Origin of the sequence: Streptomyces sp. NPDC094147, assembly GCF_044764265.1 — a bacterium.
Classification (GTDB): domain Bacteria; phylum Actinomycetota; class Actinomycetes; order Streptomycetales; family Streptomycetaceae; genus Streptomyces.
Window position 1 is genome coordinate 94778 of sequence record NZ_JBIWHT010000003.1, and the last position, 14423, is coordinate 109200.

Sequence of the window (14423 nt, forward strand, 5' to 3'; positions counted from 1 at the left end):
ACCTCGCCGCGTTGCCGAAACGTCCCCATAGCTCCGCTATGAAGACGCTCCGGCGCCTTGCGATGCACCGCACCAGCCGCCGCGCCCTGTCCGACCCTGACCCACCGGACACCCCCTACGCTGCTGTCCGACCGGCTTTTTGACCAGGTTGGCGTTGGGGGAGTACCGCGATGCAGTCGTTGCAGCCGCTGGAAGCAGGCGAACCGCGGACCATCGGGGCCTACCGGCTGCTCGGCCGGCTCGGGGCCGGGGGCATGGGCCGGGTGTATCTGGGCCGCAGCGCGGGCGGCCGCACGGTCGCGGTCAAGGTGGTGCACCCCCACTTCGCCCTTGACGAGCAGTTCCGGGCCCGTTTCCGGCACGAGGTCGAGGCGGCCCGGCGGGTCGGCGGCGCCTGGACCGCGCCGGTCCTGGACGCGGACCCACAGGCGCCGGTTCCGTGGGTGGCGACCGGCTATGTCGCGGGCCCTTCGCTGACCCAGGCCGTCACGGGCCACGGCCCGCTGCCCGCTCATTCGGTACGCGTCCTGGGCGCGGGCCTCGCCGAGGCGCTGGCCGCCGTCCACGCGCTGGGCCTGGTCCACCGCGATGTGAAGCCGTCGAACGTGCTGCTCACCCTCGACGGGCCCCGCCTCATCGACTTCGGCATCGCCCGTGCCACCGACGGCACCGCCTCGCTCACCGCGACCGGCGTCTCCATCGGCTCGCCCGGCTACATGTCGCCCGAGCAGATCCTCGGCCGGGGCGCCTCCGTCACCGGCGCCGCCGACGTGTTCTCGCTGGGCGCGGTCCTCGCGTACGCGGCGACCGGCGAGCCGCCCTTCCCCGGCGACTCCTCGGCCGCGCTCCTCTACAAGGTGGTGCACGAACAGCCCGAACTGGGGGCGGCTCTCGGGGGCGAGCTGCGCGAGGTGGTCGAGGCCTGCCTCGCCAAGGCCCCGGCCGACCGCCCGTCCCCGGGCGCGCTGTCGTCCCGGCTCGCCCCGGCCGGGGCCGCCGCCCTTGTGCGGTCCGGCTGGCTGCCGAGCCCGCTGGTCGAGGAGGTCAGCCGGTCGGCGGTGCGGCTGCTCGACCTGGAACCGGAGGAGACGGCGTGGGGTTCGGGCCCGATCCCGTTCAGCAGCCCGGCGGTGGAAGGGGCGGAGGACGCGGTGCGGGGTTGGGGGCCGACCCCGCACAGCGGCCCGGCGGTCGGTGAGTTCGGGCCGCCGGACGCGTCGTACGGCGGTGTCGACTCCGCGTTTCCCGGACCGCGGACGCCCGCGCTGCCGGCCGGCCCGGCGGACGCCGCGTACGGCAGCGCCGGGCCCGAGTCCTCCGCGGCGCTGATCCCCCCGCGTCCGACCGGCCCGCCGGGCCCGGCCGACCGGGGTCCGCGTGTCGCGCTCTCCGTCGCGACCGCCGCCGAACCGGGCGAACGCGGCCGGGGCCGCAAGGTCAGCTGCACGGTGGCCCTCGCCGTGGCGGGCGCGCTGGCGGCCGTCACGTTCGGGGCGGCGTTCCTCTTCGACCTGCTGCCGGGCGGCAACGCGAACAACACGGGAGCGAAGCCGCCGGCGTCCAGCCCGGCGACCGACTCGGCGCAGCCGCCCGCAAGCGCGTCCCCGTCGGGCTCACCGTCCGAGGGCGGTCAACTGGCCGACGTGCCAAGCGAGTTCATCGGCACCTGGAAGGGCGTGCTCACGCAGGACAACGGCACCTCGGGCTACGCGTACACGGCGGTGATCACCAAGGGCGCGAAGGGCGCGGACGTGGTGCGTACGACCACCACCATCGGCCCGCTCGAATGCCACGGCATCGGCGCGCTGGACTCGGCCACCGCGCGAGTCCTGCACATCACCGAACGCACGGACCCCACCAAGCCGTCGACCATCGGCTGCACGGGCGCCACCGCGGCGATGACGTACACCCTCCAGTCCGACGGCAAGCTCCGCTTCGAGTCCCAGGAGACGGCGGCGGGCAGGCCGACGGGAACGCTGGCGCGGCAGGGCGGCTGAGGCACCGGCCGCGGCCGGGGCGGATCCGCGTCATCGCCATACCCTCGGTCTTCGCGGGCACAGGGAGCCACTAGCCTCGGGTGGGCCAATGCACAGCGATGGGCCGGGCGGGCCGACGGGGGAGGAAGACGACCATGCGAGTCCTGGTGACCGTCGTGCAGGAGGGGGCACCCCCGCACGACATCGTGGTCGACGCCGACGACGACGCGAGCGCACGGGATGTCGCCCAGGCCCTGGCGGCGGCTCCCGGCGCCGGACCCGGGCCGAGCGGACAGCCGCTGCCGGTCGTGGTGGCGCTGCCCGGCACCGTCCTGGACCCGAGGTACGCCGGCCGGAGCGCCGAGCCGACCCTCTGGGCCGACGGCCACCGCTGCGAGCCGAACACCCCCGTCGGCCAGATCCTGCGGGACGGCATGCGGATCTCGGTCGACGACTCCATAGGCCCGCTGCTCCGCAGGGGCGAGCCCGTGGGCCGGTACGAGCTGCGGGTCGCCGGCGGGCCGGGCGCCGGACGGGTCGTCCGGCTCGCGGTCGGCACCGCCACCATCGGCTCCGCCGCGACCTGCACCCTGGCGACCCCCGACCCCGTGCTGTGGCCCGTCGCCGCCCAGGTCACCGTCGACGTCCGGGGCGGGGCCGTCCTCACCCCGCAGAACGGGGTCACGGTGCTGCTCGACGACGAAGCGGTGGAGGGCGCCCACGACTGGCCGCTCGGCGGCGTCGTACGCGTCGGGGACTCGCTGTTCGTCCTCGACCGGGTCGGCGAACCGGACGCGCACCTGTCACCGACCGGCGAGGGCGGACTCGCCTACAACCGGCCCCCGCGCCTCTCGCCGGTGCGGCCGCGGCCGCGGCTCTTCCTGCCGGTGCCGCCGTCCAAGTCCGAACGCGCCCGCTTCCAGATGATCGCCGCGCTCACCCCGATGGTCTTCGGCCTGGCCATGTACTTCATGACCAGACAGGTCTACATGCTGCTGTTCTGCGCGATGACCCCGCTGATGATGCTCGGCCAGTGGTTCAGCGACAACCGCGACGGCAAGCAGAAGAACAAGAAGTCCCTCAAGCAGTACAAGCGGGATCTCGCCGAGCACGAAGCCGAGTTGGCCCGCTTCGGCAAGGAGGACCAGCGCAACCGCCGGACCGACAACCCCGACCCCGCCGAGGTGCTGCTCTTCGCCACCGGCCCCCGGCGCCGGCTGTGGGAGCGCCGCCTCACCGACATCGACGTACTGCGGCTGCGGGTCGGCGTCGGCAGTCTGCCCGCCGACATCGAACTCGCCCACGGCCAGGGCGCGGCCTACGGCGAGGAGAAGCCCCAACCGCCGCTGCTGCCCGACGTACCGGTCATCCTGTCGTTCCCCGAACTCGGCGTCATCGGCGTCTCCGGCGACCGGCCGCGCGCGCTCGCCACCGCCCACTGGCTCGCCGTCCAGGCCGCCGTGCTGCACAGCCCCCGCGACCTCTCGCTCGTACTCCTGTCGGCCTCGCTGCGATCCGGCGCGGACTGGGGCTGGGCGCACTGGCTGCCGCACACCGCGCCGCAGCAGGGCCAGGACTGTGTCGCCCTGGTCGGCTCCGACAGCGAGACCATCGCCCGCCGCGTGAACGAGCTCCTCAACGAGCTGGCCCGGCGCAAGGCCGCCAAGGAGAACTCGGGCAGCATGATGGGCGGCGCCCCCGGCGGCGAGCCGCACGTCCTGCTCGTCCTCGACGGGGCGCGGCTGCTCCGCCGTATGCCCGGCGTACCCCAACTCCTGCAGGAGGGGCCCCAGTACGGGATCTTCGCGCTCTGCCTCGACGAGGACGACCGGCTGCTTCCCGAGGAGTGCAGGGCCGTCGTGTGCTGGACCCCGCAGTCGCCCACCCACGTACGGCTGCGCGGCTCGGGACTCGAAGCCGTCGGCGAGGTCCTCGCGGACCAAGTCGGCCCCGAATGGTGCGAGTTGCTCGCCCGCTCGCTCGCCCCGGTCCGCGACGTCAGCCGCGACGACGCCGGTGGCGCCCTGCCCACCGCGGCCCGGCTGCTCAGCCTGCTCGGCCTGCCCGACCCGACCGGCGCCGACATCGAGCGGCTCTGGCGGGCCGGCGGCTCGACCACGGCGGCTCCCATCGGCATCGCGGCCGACGGCACCTTCACCCTGGACATCCGCAGGGACGGCCCGCACGCGCTGGTCGCGGGCACCACCGGTGCCGGCAAGTCCGAGCTGCTGCAGACGATCATCGCCTCGCTGGCCGTCGCCAACCGCCCGGACGCCCTCAACTACGTACTGATCGACTACAAGGGCGGCAGCGCCTTCATGGACTGCGCCCGGCTCCCGCACACCGTCGGCATGGTCAGCGACCTCGACGCGCACCTCACCGAGCGGGCGCTGGCCTCGCTCGCGGCCGAGCTGCACCACCGCGAGACGATCCTGTTCAACACCGGCACCAAGGACATCGAGGACTACAACGACACCCGGAAGTTCCGGCCCGAGCTGGAGCCGATGCCCCGACTCGTCCTGGTCATCGACGAGTTCGCCTCGCTGGTCGCCGAACTCCCCGACTTCGTCGCGGGACTTGTCGACATCGCCCGCCGAGGCCGCTCGCTCGGGGTGCACCTGGTGCTCGCCACCCAGCGACCGGCCGGCGTGGTCAGCGCCGACATCCGGGCCAACACCAACCTGCGCATCGCCCTGCGGGTGACGGACGGCACCGAGTCCATGGACGTCATCGACGCCGCGGACGCCGGGGCCATCGCCAAGTCCACCCCCGGCCGCGCCTACGTCCGCTCCGGCGCCCAGTCCCTGGTCGGCGTGCAGTCCGCGCGCATCGGCGGCCGCCGCCCGGCGACCGGGAAGAGCGGCCCGAAGGCGACGCTCTCCCCGCTGCCCTGGGCCTCGTTCAGCCGCCCGATGCCCAAGCCGGCGGAGGCGGACGACGACGGCACGATGGTCACCGACCTCGCCGTGCTCGTCGACGCCATCCGGGACGGCTCGCAGAAGATGGGCTTCCCGCCGCCCCGCAGCCCGTGGCTGCCGCCGCTGCCCGAGCACGTCACCCTCGAAGCACTCGCCGCCGCGAGGGGCCCCGCGCCCACCCACGGCGACGTGCCGCCGATCGGGTACGCCCTGACCGACCTGCCCGCCCAGCAGGCCCGCAAGCCGTTCGCCCTCGACCTCGTAGAAGGCGAACACACCATGCTGGCCGGCGGCGCCCGCTCCGGCCGCTCGACGGCCCTGCGCACCCTCGCCGGCGCGCTCGCCAGGACCGCGTCTCCGCGCGACGTACACGTCTACGCGATCGACTGCGGCTCCAACGCGCTGTTGCCCCTGGTGCGGCTGCCGCACGTCGGCGCGGTGGTCAGCCGCGACGAACCCGACCGCGTACGCCGTCTTCTCGACCGGCTGCTCGCCGAGATCAGCCGACGCCAGCAACTCCTGGCCATGGAAGGCGCGTCCAGCACCGCCGAGCAGCGGTCCACGGCCGCGCCGGAGGACCGGCTGCCGTGGATGGTGCTGCTCCTCGACAGCTGGGAGGGCTACTTCTCCACCTTCGAGAACTACAACTACGGCCAGCTCATCGAGCAGGCCCAGCGGATCTTCCGGGAGGGCTCGGCGGTCGGCCTGAAGGTCGTCATGACCGCCGACCGCAGCGGCCTCAGCGGCATGGTCGCCTCCGCCTTCCAGGACCGGCTGATCATGCGGTTCGCCGACCCCAACGACTACTCCATGGCGGGTCTGCAGCCGCGCGAGGTGCCCAAGAACATGCCGCCGGGCCGCGCCCTGCGGATCACCGACACCGGCACGGAGGAGACCCAGATCGCCCTCCTCGACGAGGACCCGGGCGGCCAGGCCCAGGTGCGGGTGCTGCGCGAGATCGCCGAGCAGGCGCGGGCGACCCACGGCCGTACGCCCGCCCGGTTCCGCCCGATGCGGGTGGACGCGCTCCCGGCCCGCATCACGGCCGGGGAGGCGATGGCGCTGGACCCCGACTTCGTACCGCCGTCCGGGCTGTGGGCGCTGCTCGCGGTCGGCGGCGACGAACTGGCCCCCGTCGGCATCGACTTGGAGGAGTCGGGCCCCGGCTTCGTCATCGGCGGTCCGCCGAAGTCCGGCCGCTCGACGGCCCTGATGTGCGCGGCCGAGTCGCTGCTCGCCCAGGGCACGCCGGTGGTCCTGGTCACCCCGCGCCGCTCGCCCCTGCGGGACATGGAGGGGCGCGAGGGGGTGCTCGGCGTCCTCGACGCGGAGGCCAGGGAGGACGACTTGGAGGAGCTCCTGGAGAAGGCGGAGGGCCGCCCCTACGTGCTTCTGGCCGACGACGCCGAACTGCTCTACGACACCCGGCTCGACGAGGCCCTGGAGGCTGTCATCCGCAAGGGCGCCGACGGCGGCCTCGGCCTCATCGCGGCCGGCACGACGGACAGCCTGGCCTCCCAGTACCGCGGCTTCGTCACCGCCGCCCGCAAGTCCCGCAACGGCCTGCTCCTCACCCCCCAGAACTCCCAGGAGGGCGAACTGTTCAACATCCGCCTCCCCTCAAACATCGGCACCGCCCAGCCGGGCAGCGGCCTACTGGTCTCGGGCGGGACGTTCCGGCCGGTGCAGGGGGTGATGCGGGGGTGAGCGCGAACCAGGTGGAGGCGAACGGACTCGTATCGGCGACGATGGCGCGGCGGTACGGAGGGGCGGCGATCGACGGGGTGTTGGCCGTCCTCGCCGGTGCCGTCTGCGGACTCCTGTACATCATGTGGTTCTCGGTGCACCAGCCGGAGCCCGCCGCACCGCCCCTCAAGGGCCTCGCGCTCAGGACCCTCGCGGGTGTGGCCGCCTTCTCCTTCGCGAACCAGGTGCTGCTGACGCAGCTCTGCCGCGCGAGCCTGGGGAAGCTGATGACGGGCACCCGCGTGGTGCGCATCGCGGACGCCGGCCGTCCGTGGCCCTGGCAGCTCCTGTGGCGCTGGCTCGGCGGGGTGCTCTACGGCTGCACGATCGTCCCCCTGGCCTACGCTCTGGGCGGCAGCGAGGCGCCACCGGCGGACTTCGCGGGGGTGCGGATCGTGCGGCGGAAGTGAGTCCGGACCCCTTTTCCCGCAGGGGACGGGCTTCACGGGAGGATCTTCGGCGGTCCACTTCTGCCGAACACCACCGTTCCTCCACGCGTCAGGGCGTCCACCCGAGGAGGCGGACGCCCCGACGAGCGTCATCCCGGAGCCGATCCGGCACGGATCAGGTGGCGCGCTCGATGTTGTCGGCGTTCGTGGACGCGGACTTCTGGGCGTCGTGGAGGGTGTCGACCCACTTGGAGAAGGTGCCGCGGGCGTCCTCCCAGTCCTTGCGGAACTGGTCCGACTTGGGGCCCTTCCAGTAGCCGGTGCTGCCGGACGTCGCCGAGTTCAGGTTGTTGATGAGCGTCTGCAGGTCGCCCGCGCTCCGGCCGAACAGTTTGGCAAGGTCCCTGAGTTCCTTGAGACTTGCACCGCGTTCCATCGCGTTCCTCCCCGTGTCACGGTAAAATAGAACGTCTCGCTGGCGTTGTTGGACGCCACCGCGTCTTCCGTGGCTCCTGTAAAGGTCCGCCGGAACTCGGATTTCCGTGAACGAAGTTGCTCAGGTTGGCAGATGCTTGGTGTCAGTCTGCCTGATAGACGACCACTGGGACGTTCGGTGCAAATGCGTCGACCGCTGCCTGAAGTCGGGCAGGGTCGAGCTTCCAGAATGTGATGGCGCGGCTCGCCATCATGACTTCATAGTCGACATGCGGAGCCAGTTTGGCGGCCCTTTCTGGCGTCAGCCGTCCGTCGTTGGGGCCGGGCAGCGGAGATGCTCCTGCTCGCCGCTGCACGCCAACGTGGTCCAAGGTGGTTCCCGCCGAGTGCAGTTGCCACAATGCCAGTGCAGTGATGTCGGCCCACGGAACAAAGACGGTGTGAGCCTTGTAGCGGAGAGGCGCGCCCCCCAGGGTCACGCCTCTCTCGTCGATCCTGAAGGCGACCAAGCGCTTCCAACCGACGCCACCCATAAGCTGGATGGGGGTGCGAGGAAGGTATGTCTCATACACGGGCGGGATCGAGTCAGGCATACAAGGACCCTACCCAGCGCTGGAACTCACGTCACGCCGACGCATAATTTGCAGCCCTACGGCATCTTGTTGATCAAGGGAGCTGTCCGTCAGGACATGGATAGGGACATAGACGACCATCCAGAAGAGTCCGAAGACCCAGCGCCCCAGCGCCTCGCCGGGGGTGGGGCGTCGGTGGCCGATCGGCGTGACGACTCGAAGCCCTGTCAGGAACTTACCGACGCTTGCCCGTGTAAGTGCTGTAAGGGCCACATGGTTGAGGAATGAGAAGCAGAGGGCCGCTGAGATTCCGACTACCCAGAACAGAGGAGACGTGACTTGGACCGACTCCTCTCCTCTCGTCATGAGCGCCATGAGTATGGGTGCCCCGATGATTCCACTCAAGGCCCCGAGAGCGCCGTCTATGATGAGCGCGAAGAAGCGACGTCCCTCGATGGCCGGGGCAGCATCTTTACTCTGAGCCATGGCTATTTTGCTCCGGCCTTCTTCTTTCCCTCTTCTTCCTGGACCTGCTTGTACACCCTGTCTGCCTCGGCCCTGGCTGCTGTTAGTGAATCGCGAATGGTTTGGTTGTGGCCCTTCCAATCACCGCGGAAATTGTTCCCGGCGGGCCCTTGCCACGTGTCTTCGCCTTTGAGGAGTTCGACGCTGTCCAGGGTACGTTCGATCTCGTCGGCATACCGCTTGATCCGACGTACATCGGCCAGGCAGTCGTCTTCTCGAGCTGTCATAGCGGGGCTCCCTCGGCGCTACTCGCTCTTGGCGAGGATCAGGTTCCTGATGCTGCGGGTCAGTGATCGGTTTCCCACTGCTCGGGCGGTGATGCCCTTCGGGTCGTGCGGCTTGTGGACGAGCACGGTCCAGACAGAGTTCTCCGTGGCGTACGTGGTCAGCAGCGATCCAGGAGGATCGGATAGCACGACGAGCTGCGTCACCACGAGAGCGTTCTCAATCGCGCTGTTCAAGGCTTCGCCTACGCCCGCACTGTCGAGTGCCTGAGGGTCGAGCTGTCGCGCCGGGCCGTCCTCGTCGGCCACCCCGAATGGATCTGTCAGAGCCTGCAGCATCTCAGCAGCGTCGGAAGCCGAGTTGGCGAGTGTGAAGATGTGCATCCCACCGCCCGTGATCCGTTCCACGAGAAGGAGGTCCCGGGCATGCACGTACACGAGGGCGTGGATGCTGCCACGGATGGTTTGCTGCTCCGCCACAACAATATGTCCGGCTGTACGCCGAAGAACCAGCGCGAGGTCCACCTCCGGGGAGATCTTCATCTTCAATGCCGCGCCTGATACCGGGGCATCGTCTTCGGCCTTCTGGTCCTCGGGCCGGTCCATACCCGCTTCCGAGGAAGCACGCAGCACCGCATCAAGCTCCTCAATGTTCTCGACCTCCACGAGGTCGCGCGCGACGAGTGAACGGAGCGCAGTCGCGAGCACCCACTCGCGCTCGGCGTCCGACATCGCGTCCAAATGGGGGGTGGGGGCCACGACATCGACGAGCGAATCGGGGTCGAGTACGGCCAGCTCCTCATCTGTGAATTTGATGAGATGCTGCGTTCCGCCATCGGCCAGAGCCTCGCCGATGAACGAGCGGAACTTGTCCAGCTCCATGTCAAGTTCTTGCTGCGCCACGATATTCATCCTCTGTTTTACGCGCCACCGTCGACAACCCAGTCCCCCATGAGGGGAGTTCTCACCAGAACTTGAGCTTTTTTAGTGTCTTTCCACCCCAGTTTTTTGAGGCTTTCCAGGCCTTGCTTGCGCCCTTCTTGATGTCGTCGCCGTATCTATCCCAGACCATACTTCCCAGGAAGTAGGTGCCGGCGACGCCGAGTGCCACCCAGCCAACGACAGGTACAGCGGCGGCGGCTGCCGTTCCAGCCCCGAACAAGAGACCACCCATGCTGGTGCCGCCCATGACAGCAACGGCGCCCGCGGCCTGAACGCCTCCCATGCCGCGGTCTACCCAGCCTTGTGGGCCTGCGTGATCCGGAAGAACCATTTCCTTAACGCCGGTCACAACGTTGGCAGGGAGCAGTACCTTCTCAGAGAGGAAGCCGACTCCCGGTGCCTTGGTGAAGATTTTGGCCAGCGGGCGCTCAAGGTATTCACCGACCTTGGGAATCTTCCCGACCGCTGGTATCCGAAGCTTGGCACCGATTTTCGCGACGGCCTGCTGCCATTTCCATGGCTCCTTGTACATGTTGCGCAGTCGCTGGTCCTCAAGCAGTTCCTTCAGGAACTCCCCGCGCTTGAGCTTCAGCCGATCGGCGTCCACGCCGAAGTACTTGTTCAGCTCAAACACCGCTCGTGCCCCTGCGACATTCTGTCCCTGCTGCCATCGCTGATACAAGCTGAGAGATGCCTCGACAGCGGTGGGGATCCCCGTGACCTTCAGCGTCTTCTTGGCATCCTGGAAATTCTTGTAGGCGTCACTCTCTGTGGCGCTCTTGTAACGTTTGTAGGCGTCGCTGTCCTTGATGCCGTCTGCGAAGTCCTTGAATTCCTTCCAATCGTCCAGAACACCACTGAGGCTCGCGTACAAGAGATCCGCATCGGGGTCCGCATCCAGGATTCCGATCCGTCGCCTGATGTCCTTGGCCTGGTCGGCCGCCCAAGAGGCCTTCTTGGGGAATTCGGAGAGCCTTCCAGCCTGTCCGTTCCACTGGGCAAGGAGGCTGCTGATGAGGCCGCCTTGGACGGCGAGGGCTCCGCCGGCGACTGAGACGGCGGCAGCAAGGTCCCGTGCTCGATCCTTCTGCAATCCTCGAAAGGACACGGTTGTCGGCTCCCTTATGAGTGGTCTTCCAGATGACGGGCGACTGGCGTGGAACGTCGGGTTCGTGGTGCGGGACCGGCATCGGACCAGATTCCGGAGCATGGTCGGGCGACGCACACACCAGGACTTTCCGATCGTCAGCGGTTGATTGCTTGGATTTCCTGGACGGTGACTTGCTGGTTCTGGCCGAAGGTGCCGTCGGGGAGCTTGCCGCCATTGGTGCCGGTGCCGGTCCACTCGATTTTCCAGGTGACGGTGGCTTTGAGGTTGTAGGGGGCGGTGCTGGTGGCGCGGAGATATTTCACGCCGCAGGGCGGGGTTTTGTCGGCGTCGCCCACTGTGTAGGGGGTGCCGATGGAGCCGTTCGCGTTGATGGGGCATTCGCCGGACGTGGGGAAGATGACGGAGTCGTTGGTGCCGGGCTCAAGCTGGAGGGAGACCGGGGTTGCGGTGGTGGTCGCCGAGATGTTGAGGACCGGGACGGACGCGGTGACCGAGACCGGGTGGAAGTCGGCCTTGTCCAGCCACGCCCAGGTCGGCAGGTTCACCTTGGTGGCGCCGTCAGGCCTAAGGGTGACCTTCGTGGTCGGCACGCGGATCTCGGCGTAGGCGAGTTGGGCGAGGACTTCCGGGGTGACGGCCTCGGGCACGTCCGCCGGGGGAGGGGCGCCCTGGTCGACCCAGAACGCGGGCTTGTTGCAGGAGTCCCAGCCGGGCGGAAAGCTCTCGTTGACGTACGAGTCCCACCAGTAGCCCTTGCCGGACTTGTCCAGGTTGAAGTTGGTGTACGGGTGCCCGTTGACGTATCTGTCGCGCTGCTGGGCGTCCCACACGTAGCCGGTGGATTCGGCGTTCCAGATCGGCTCGACGTATGCCTTGAACTGTTCCGGGGTGTACTTGGGGGCGTACCAGCAGGCCGGGGGCTTCCAGTTGCCGGTGGGGGCGACGGGGCCGACGGCATCACCTGTGCCGTTCTTGGAGCGGTCATAGACCACGCCGCCGGCGGTGGCAGAGATAGTGCCGTCGGGCTTCGAGTTGCCGCCGGTCGGGCTGCCGCCGGTCGGGCTGCCGCCCTTGGCGCCGCCGCCGATCTTGTTGTCGGCGAACGCGGGACCGGCCGAGAGCAGCAGCGACCCCAGAATGGCCGCACTGGCCACCGCGACGTACCGGTTCATCAAGACCGGCACTTCGAACTCCCCCTGGCAGAGATCATCTTGGTGGTGATCCAGACTCCCCGGTCGTTCTTGCGGAGCGCAGTGTTGTAGAGCACGTAGCTGTTCTTGGTGGCAGGCGTCTTGTCGATCTCGCCGGTCGGAATGGCCATGTCGTACGCCTTGCTCTGGTCCTGGCAGTAGGACAGCGAAGCGGTGCCGCGATCGCTGACCGACACGGTCGCGTTGTAGTAGCGGTACGAGCCCGTGACCCGCGACTTGGCCTTGACGTACTCCTGGACGTACCCCTGCGTCGAGGCGGACAGCTCTCCCTCCGAATAGAAGCGGTACGCCTCTTGAAGGGGGTCCTGCTTGACGATGGCGAAGTCGATCGCCTTGACGAACTGCTCGGCGTCGGAGAGAACGGCGTCCTTCGCCACGTCGCCGGTCTTCTGCCAATCGAATGCGTATGAAAGGTCCGTCGGCAGTTCGATTTTCGGCCGGGCGCCGGCGGGAGCCGAGGCAGAGGCGCTCGGTGACGCGGACGCCTTGCCGCCCTGGTCGGCTCCGGCGATCTTGTCCGAGCCCTTGGGCTTGTCGGCGTTGTTGCTGCATGCGGTCAACAACAGGGTGACGGTCGCCGTGACTACGGCGGCGGCCGGCAAAGTGCGACGGTTCACTGGCGCTCCCGGTGAGGCAGGTGTGGCCTGAGGGACCGACGCTAGCGAGACGGCGCTTGGTTCACCAGAGTGAACTTCGGCAGCAACTGGGCCTGTCGGTGTGGAACTGTGAGGTGGCCCTATCCTTTGAGGCGTCTGGACTCCGAGGGAATCCGGGGGCCAGTGTGAACAACGTTCAGGACCTTTGGATCGGGATCGGGTTGGCGCGTGAAAGGCAAACCTTCCAGATCGATCGACTGAAGGCCACCGAGACCGAGTAGGACAGCGTTCGCGCCGGTCGGGACCGTTGGCCCGCGAAGCGCCCGGGTCCTCTGCTCGATCGCCAGGGCGCTCCGCGGACCAACGACTACACGGTCGACTGCGGCTCCAACACATTGCTGGCCCTGGTTCGGCTGCCGCAATGTCGTGCTCGCCGACGAGCCCGGTCCGCTCCGCACGAGGTACGTGGCCGACCGCGAGGTGTGAGCGGTGAACGTGGACTCGCCGCAGACGGTCAGCGAGCGCACCCTTGAGGAGCACATCATCAAGCTGATCAAGCAGCCAGCCGCTTAAGACCGCGTCCATGGGGAGGGAATCATGAGCGATCGCGTCGAAGAGTGCAGGAACAAGATCCTTCAGAGCGTGCAGGACGAAGAGAACAAGAAGAAGACCGGCGCCTCGAAGTAGGTTGTGGTGTCGGAGCTGTCCGCACCACGCAGCCGCTCACGAGGGTCCTGATGACTGATGGCAACTCACCTGTATACGAGGCGCACTTCACTCGTACGCCCTTCCAACTGCTCTGTGGCGCGGGCTGGAAGAAGTTGGTTGCCTTCCGGGTCGACAGCGAGGGGGTGCTGCTCGGGGGAGCTCCTGCGCGGTACGAGCGCCAACTCGCCTTCGTGCCGTGGGGGGACGTCACCACCATGGTGATGTGGTTTCAGCGCACGGCCGGCAACGGGATCAGTCACATCGGTGTGCAGCGCAAGCCCGGGGCGCCTCATCTGGCCGGCATGAACAGCCATCTCAGTCGGCAACGGGCCGAGAAGTTGGCGCCGCATGTCGACTATGAGCTGTTTCTGGCCAGCCGCCCCATCAACTTCTGGCGACTCGACCCCGAACGCCTCCAGGCTGCGGTGGACGCTTTTGCGCCGCATGTTCCCTTGCTCGTGTATTCGCAGCCGCACCTCTCGTAACGAGAGCGGAAGGCTGAGCGGATCGCAGCCGCTGGAGCTCCGTGCGGATCGACACCGGGTCCACGGCCGCAAGCGGGATACGCATGCGGTCGACGAATGCGCTGGTTGCCCTTTGCCTGGTCGATGCTGATCCGGTTTCAGGACTGGATGTCAGCGGTTGATGGCCTGGATCTCCTGCACCGTGACGTCCTGGGGTGTGCCATAAGTGGTGTCGGGCAGGGGGTGTGTGCCGGGGTTTCCCGTGCCAGTCCAGGAGACTTTCCAGGTGACCGTGGCCGTGAACTTGTATGTGCCGCCACCGGTAGCGCGTAGGTAGGTGAGGCCGCAGGGCGGGTTCTGGTTGGCGTCGCCTGGTTCGTACGCGGTGCCGATGGAGCCGTCCGAATTGGGCGCGCACTCTCCGGACGCGGGGAAGAGGGTGGCGTCCTTTGTGCCCGGGTCGAGCTGTACGGAGACCGGCGTCGCGGTGGTGGTCGCACTGATGTTGACGCCGCCGACGTTGAGCTGGGCGGTCACGGAGTACGCGTGGTATCAGCCATCAGGATCCGCCCCAGCGGAGCTATCAGATCCGGTTCATGGGGATTG

Annotated in this window: 13 protein-coding genes; 4 read left to right on the forward strand and 9 right to left on the reverse strand. The window is 68.5% G+C overall.

Annotation, left to right across the window (positions count from 1 at the left end):
- The first annotated feature begins 179 nt into the window (after window positions 1–179).
- The 3 genes from ACIQ8J_RS07810 to ACIQ8J_RS07820 all read left to right on the forward strand — a co-directional run bounded on the left by ACIQ8J_RS07810 (window position 180) and on the right by ACIQ8J_RS07820 (window position 7050).
- Window positions 180–1997: a protein kinase gene (locus ACIQ8J_RS07810; RefSeq protein ID WP_403268835.1), complete on the forward strand. Its 1818-nt coding sequence runs from the start codon at window positions 180–182 to the stop codon at window positions 1995–1997.
- Between the two features lie 134 nt (window positions 1998–2131).
- Window positions 2132–6601, forward strand: a complete 4470-nt coding sequence (locus ACIQ8J_RS07815) for an FtsK/SpoIIIE domain-containing protein (RefSeq protein WP_403268024.1) — start codon at window positions 2132–2134, stop codon at window positions 6599–6601.
- Entirely contained in the window at window positions 6598–7050 is a 453-nt protein-coding gene (locus ACIQ8J_RS07820) for an RDD family protein (protein WP_403268027.1), read from the forward strand. The genes ACIQ8J_RS07815 and ACIQ8J_RS07820 overlap by 4 nt, the downstream gene beginning before the upstream one ends.
- A 154-nt stretch (window positions 7051–7204) precedes the next feature.
- Here the strand turns inward: ACIQ8J_RS07820 and ACIQ8J_RS07825 are convergent, their stop codons facing one another.
- From ACIQ8J_RS07825 to ACIQ8J_RS07860, 8 genes are all read right to left on the reverse strand, one after another.
- The gene (locus ACIQ8J_RS07825; protein ID WP_403268030.1) at window positions 7205–7465 is read right to left on the reverse strand and encodes a WXG100 family type VII secretion target; all 261 of its coding nucleotides are present in this window, start codon (window positions 7463–7465) and stop codon (window positions 7205–7207) included.
- Window positions 7466–7607: 142 nt separating this feature from the next.
- Window positions 7608–8057 carry a hypothetical protein gene (locus ACIQ8J_RS07830; RefSeq protein ID WP_403268033.1) on the reverse strand — a complete coding sequence of 150 codons (450 nt, stop codon included), beginning with the start codon at window positions 8055–8057 and terminating at the stop codon, window positions 7608–7610.
- A gap of 9 nt (window positions 8058–8066) precedes the next feature.
- Window positions 8067–8522 carry an RDD family protein gene (locus ACIQ8J_RS07835; protein WP_403268036.1) on the reverse strand — a complete coding sequence of 152 codons (456 nt, stop codon included), beginning with the start codon at window positions 8520–8522 and terminating at the stop codon, window positions 8067–8069.
- 2 nt (window positions 8523–8524) lie between these two features.
- A complete protein-coding gene (locus ACIQ8J_RS07840; RefSeq protein ID WP_403268038.1) occupies window positions 8525–8788 on the reverse strand; it encodes a hypothetical protein in 264 nt (87 codons plus the stop codon).
- A gap of 18 nt (window positions 8789–8806) precedes the next feature.
- Entirely contained in the window at window positions 8807–9688 is an 882-nt protein-coding gene (locus ACIQ8J_RS07845; protein WP_403268041.1) for a hypothetical protein, read from the reverse strand.
- Window positions 9689–9749: 61 nt separating this feature from the next.
- Window positions 9750–10835 (reverse strand): hypothetical protein, encoded by a 1086-nt coding sequence (locus ACIQ8J_RS07850; protein WP_403607767.1) that lies wholly within the window; start codon window positions 10833–10835, stop codon window positions 9750–9752.
- Between the two features lie 137 nt (window positions 10836–10972).
- Complete coding sequence (locus tag ACIQ8J_RS07855) at window positions 10973–12022, reverse strand: hypothetical protein (protein WP_403268046.1); 1050 nt, start codon at window positions 12020–12022, stop codon at window positions 10973–10975.
- Window positions 12010–12666 (reverse strand): hypothetical protein, encoded by a 657-nt coding sequence (locus ACIQ8J_RS07860; RefSeq protein WP_403268050.1) that lies wholly within the window; start codon window positions 12664–12666, stop codon window positions 12010–12012. The genes ACIQ8J_RS07855 and ACIQ8J_RS07860 overlap by 13 nt, the downstream gene beginning before the upstream one ends.
- Window positions 12667–13382: 716 nt before the next feature.
- Between ACIQ8J_RS07860 and ACIQ8J_RS07865 the strand changes: the two genes are divergently transcribed.
- Entirely contained in the window at window positions 13383–13838 is a 456-nt protein-coding gene (locus tag ACIQ8J_RS07865; RefSeq protein ID WP_403268053.1) for a hypothetical protein, read from the forward strand.
- A gap of 150 nt (window positions 13839–13988) precedes the next feature.
- Here ACIQ8J_RS07865 and ACIQ8J_RS07870 read toward each other — a convergent pair whose 3' ends face one another.
- Window positions 13989–14354, reverse strand: a complete 366-nt coding sequence (locus ACIQ8J_RS07870; protein WP_403268056.1) for a hypothetical protein — start codon at window positions 14352–14354, stop codon at window positions 13989–13991.
- Between the last annotated feature and the right edge of the window lie 69 nt (window positions 14355–14423).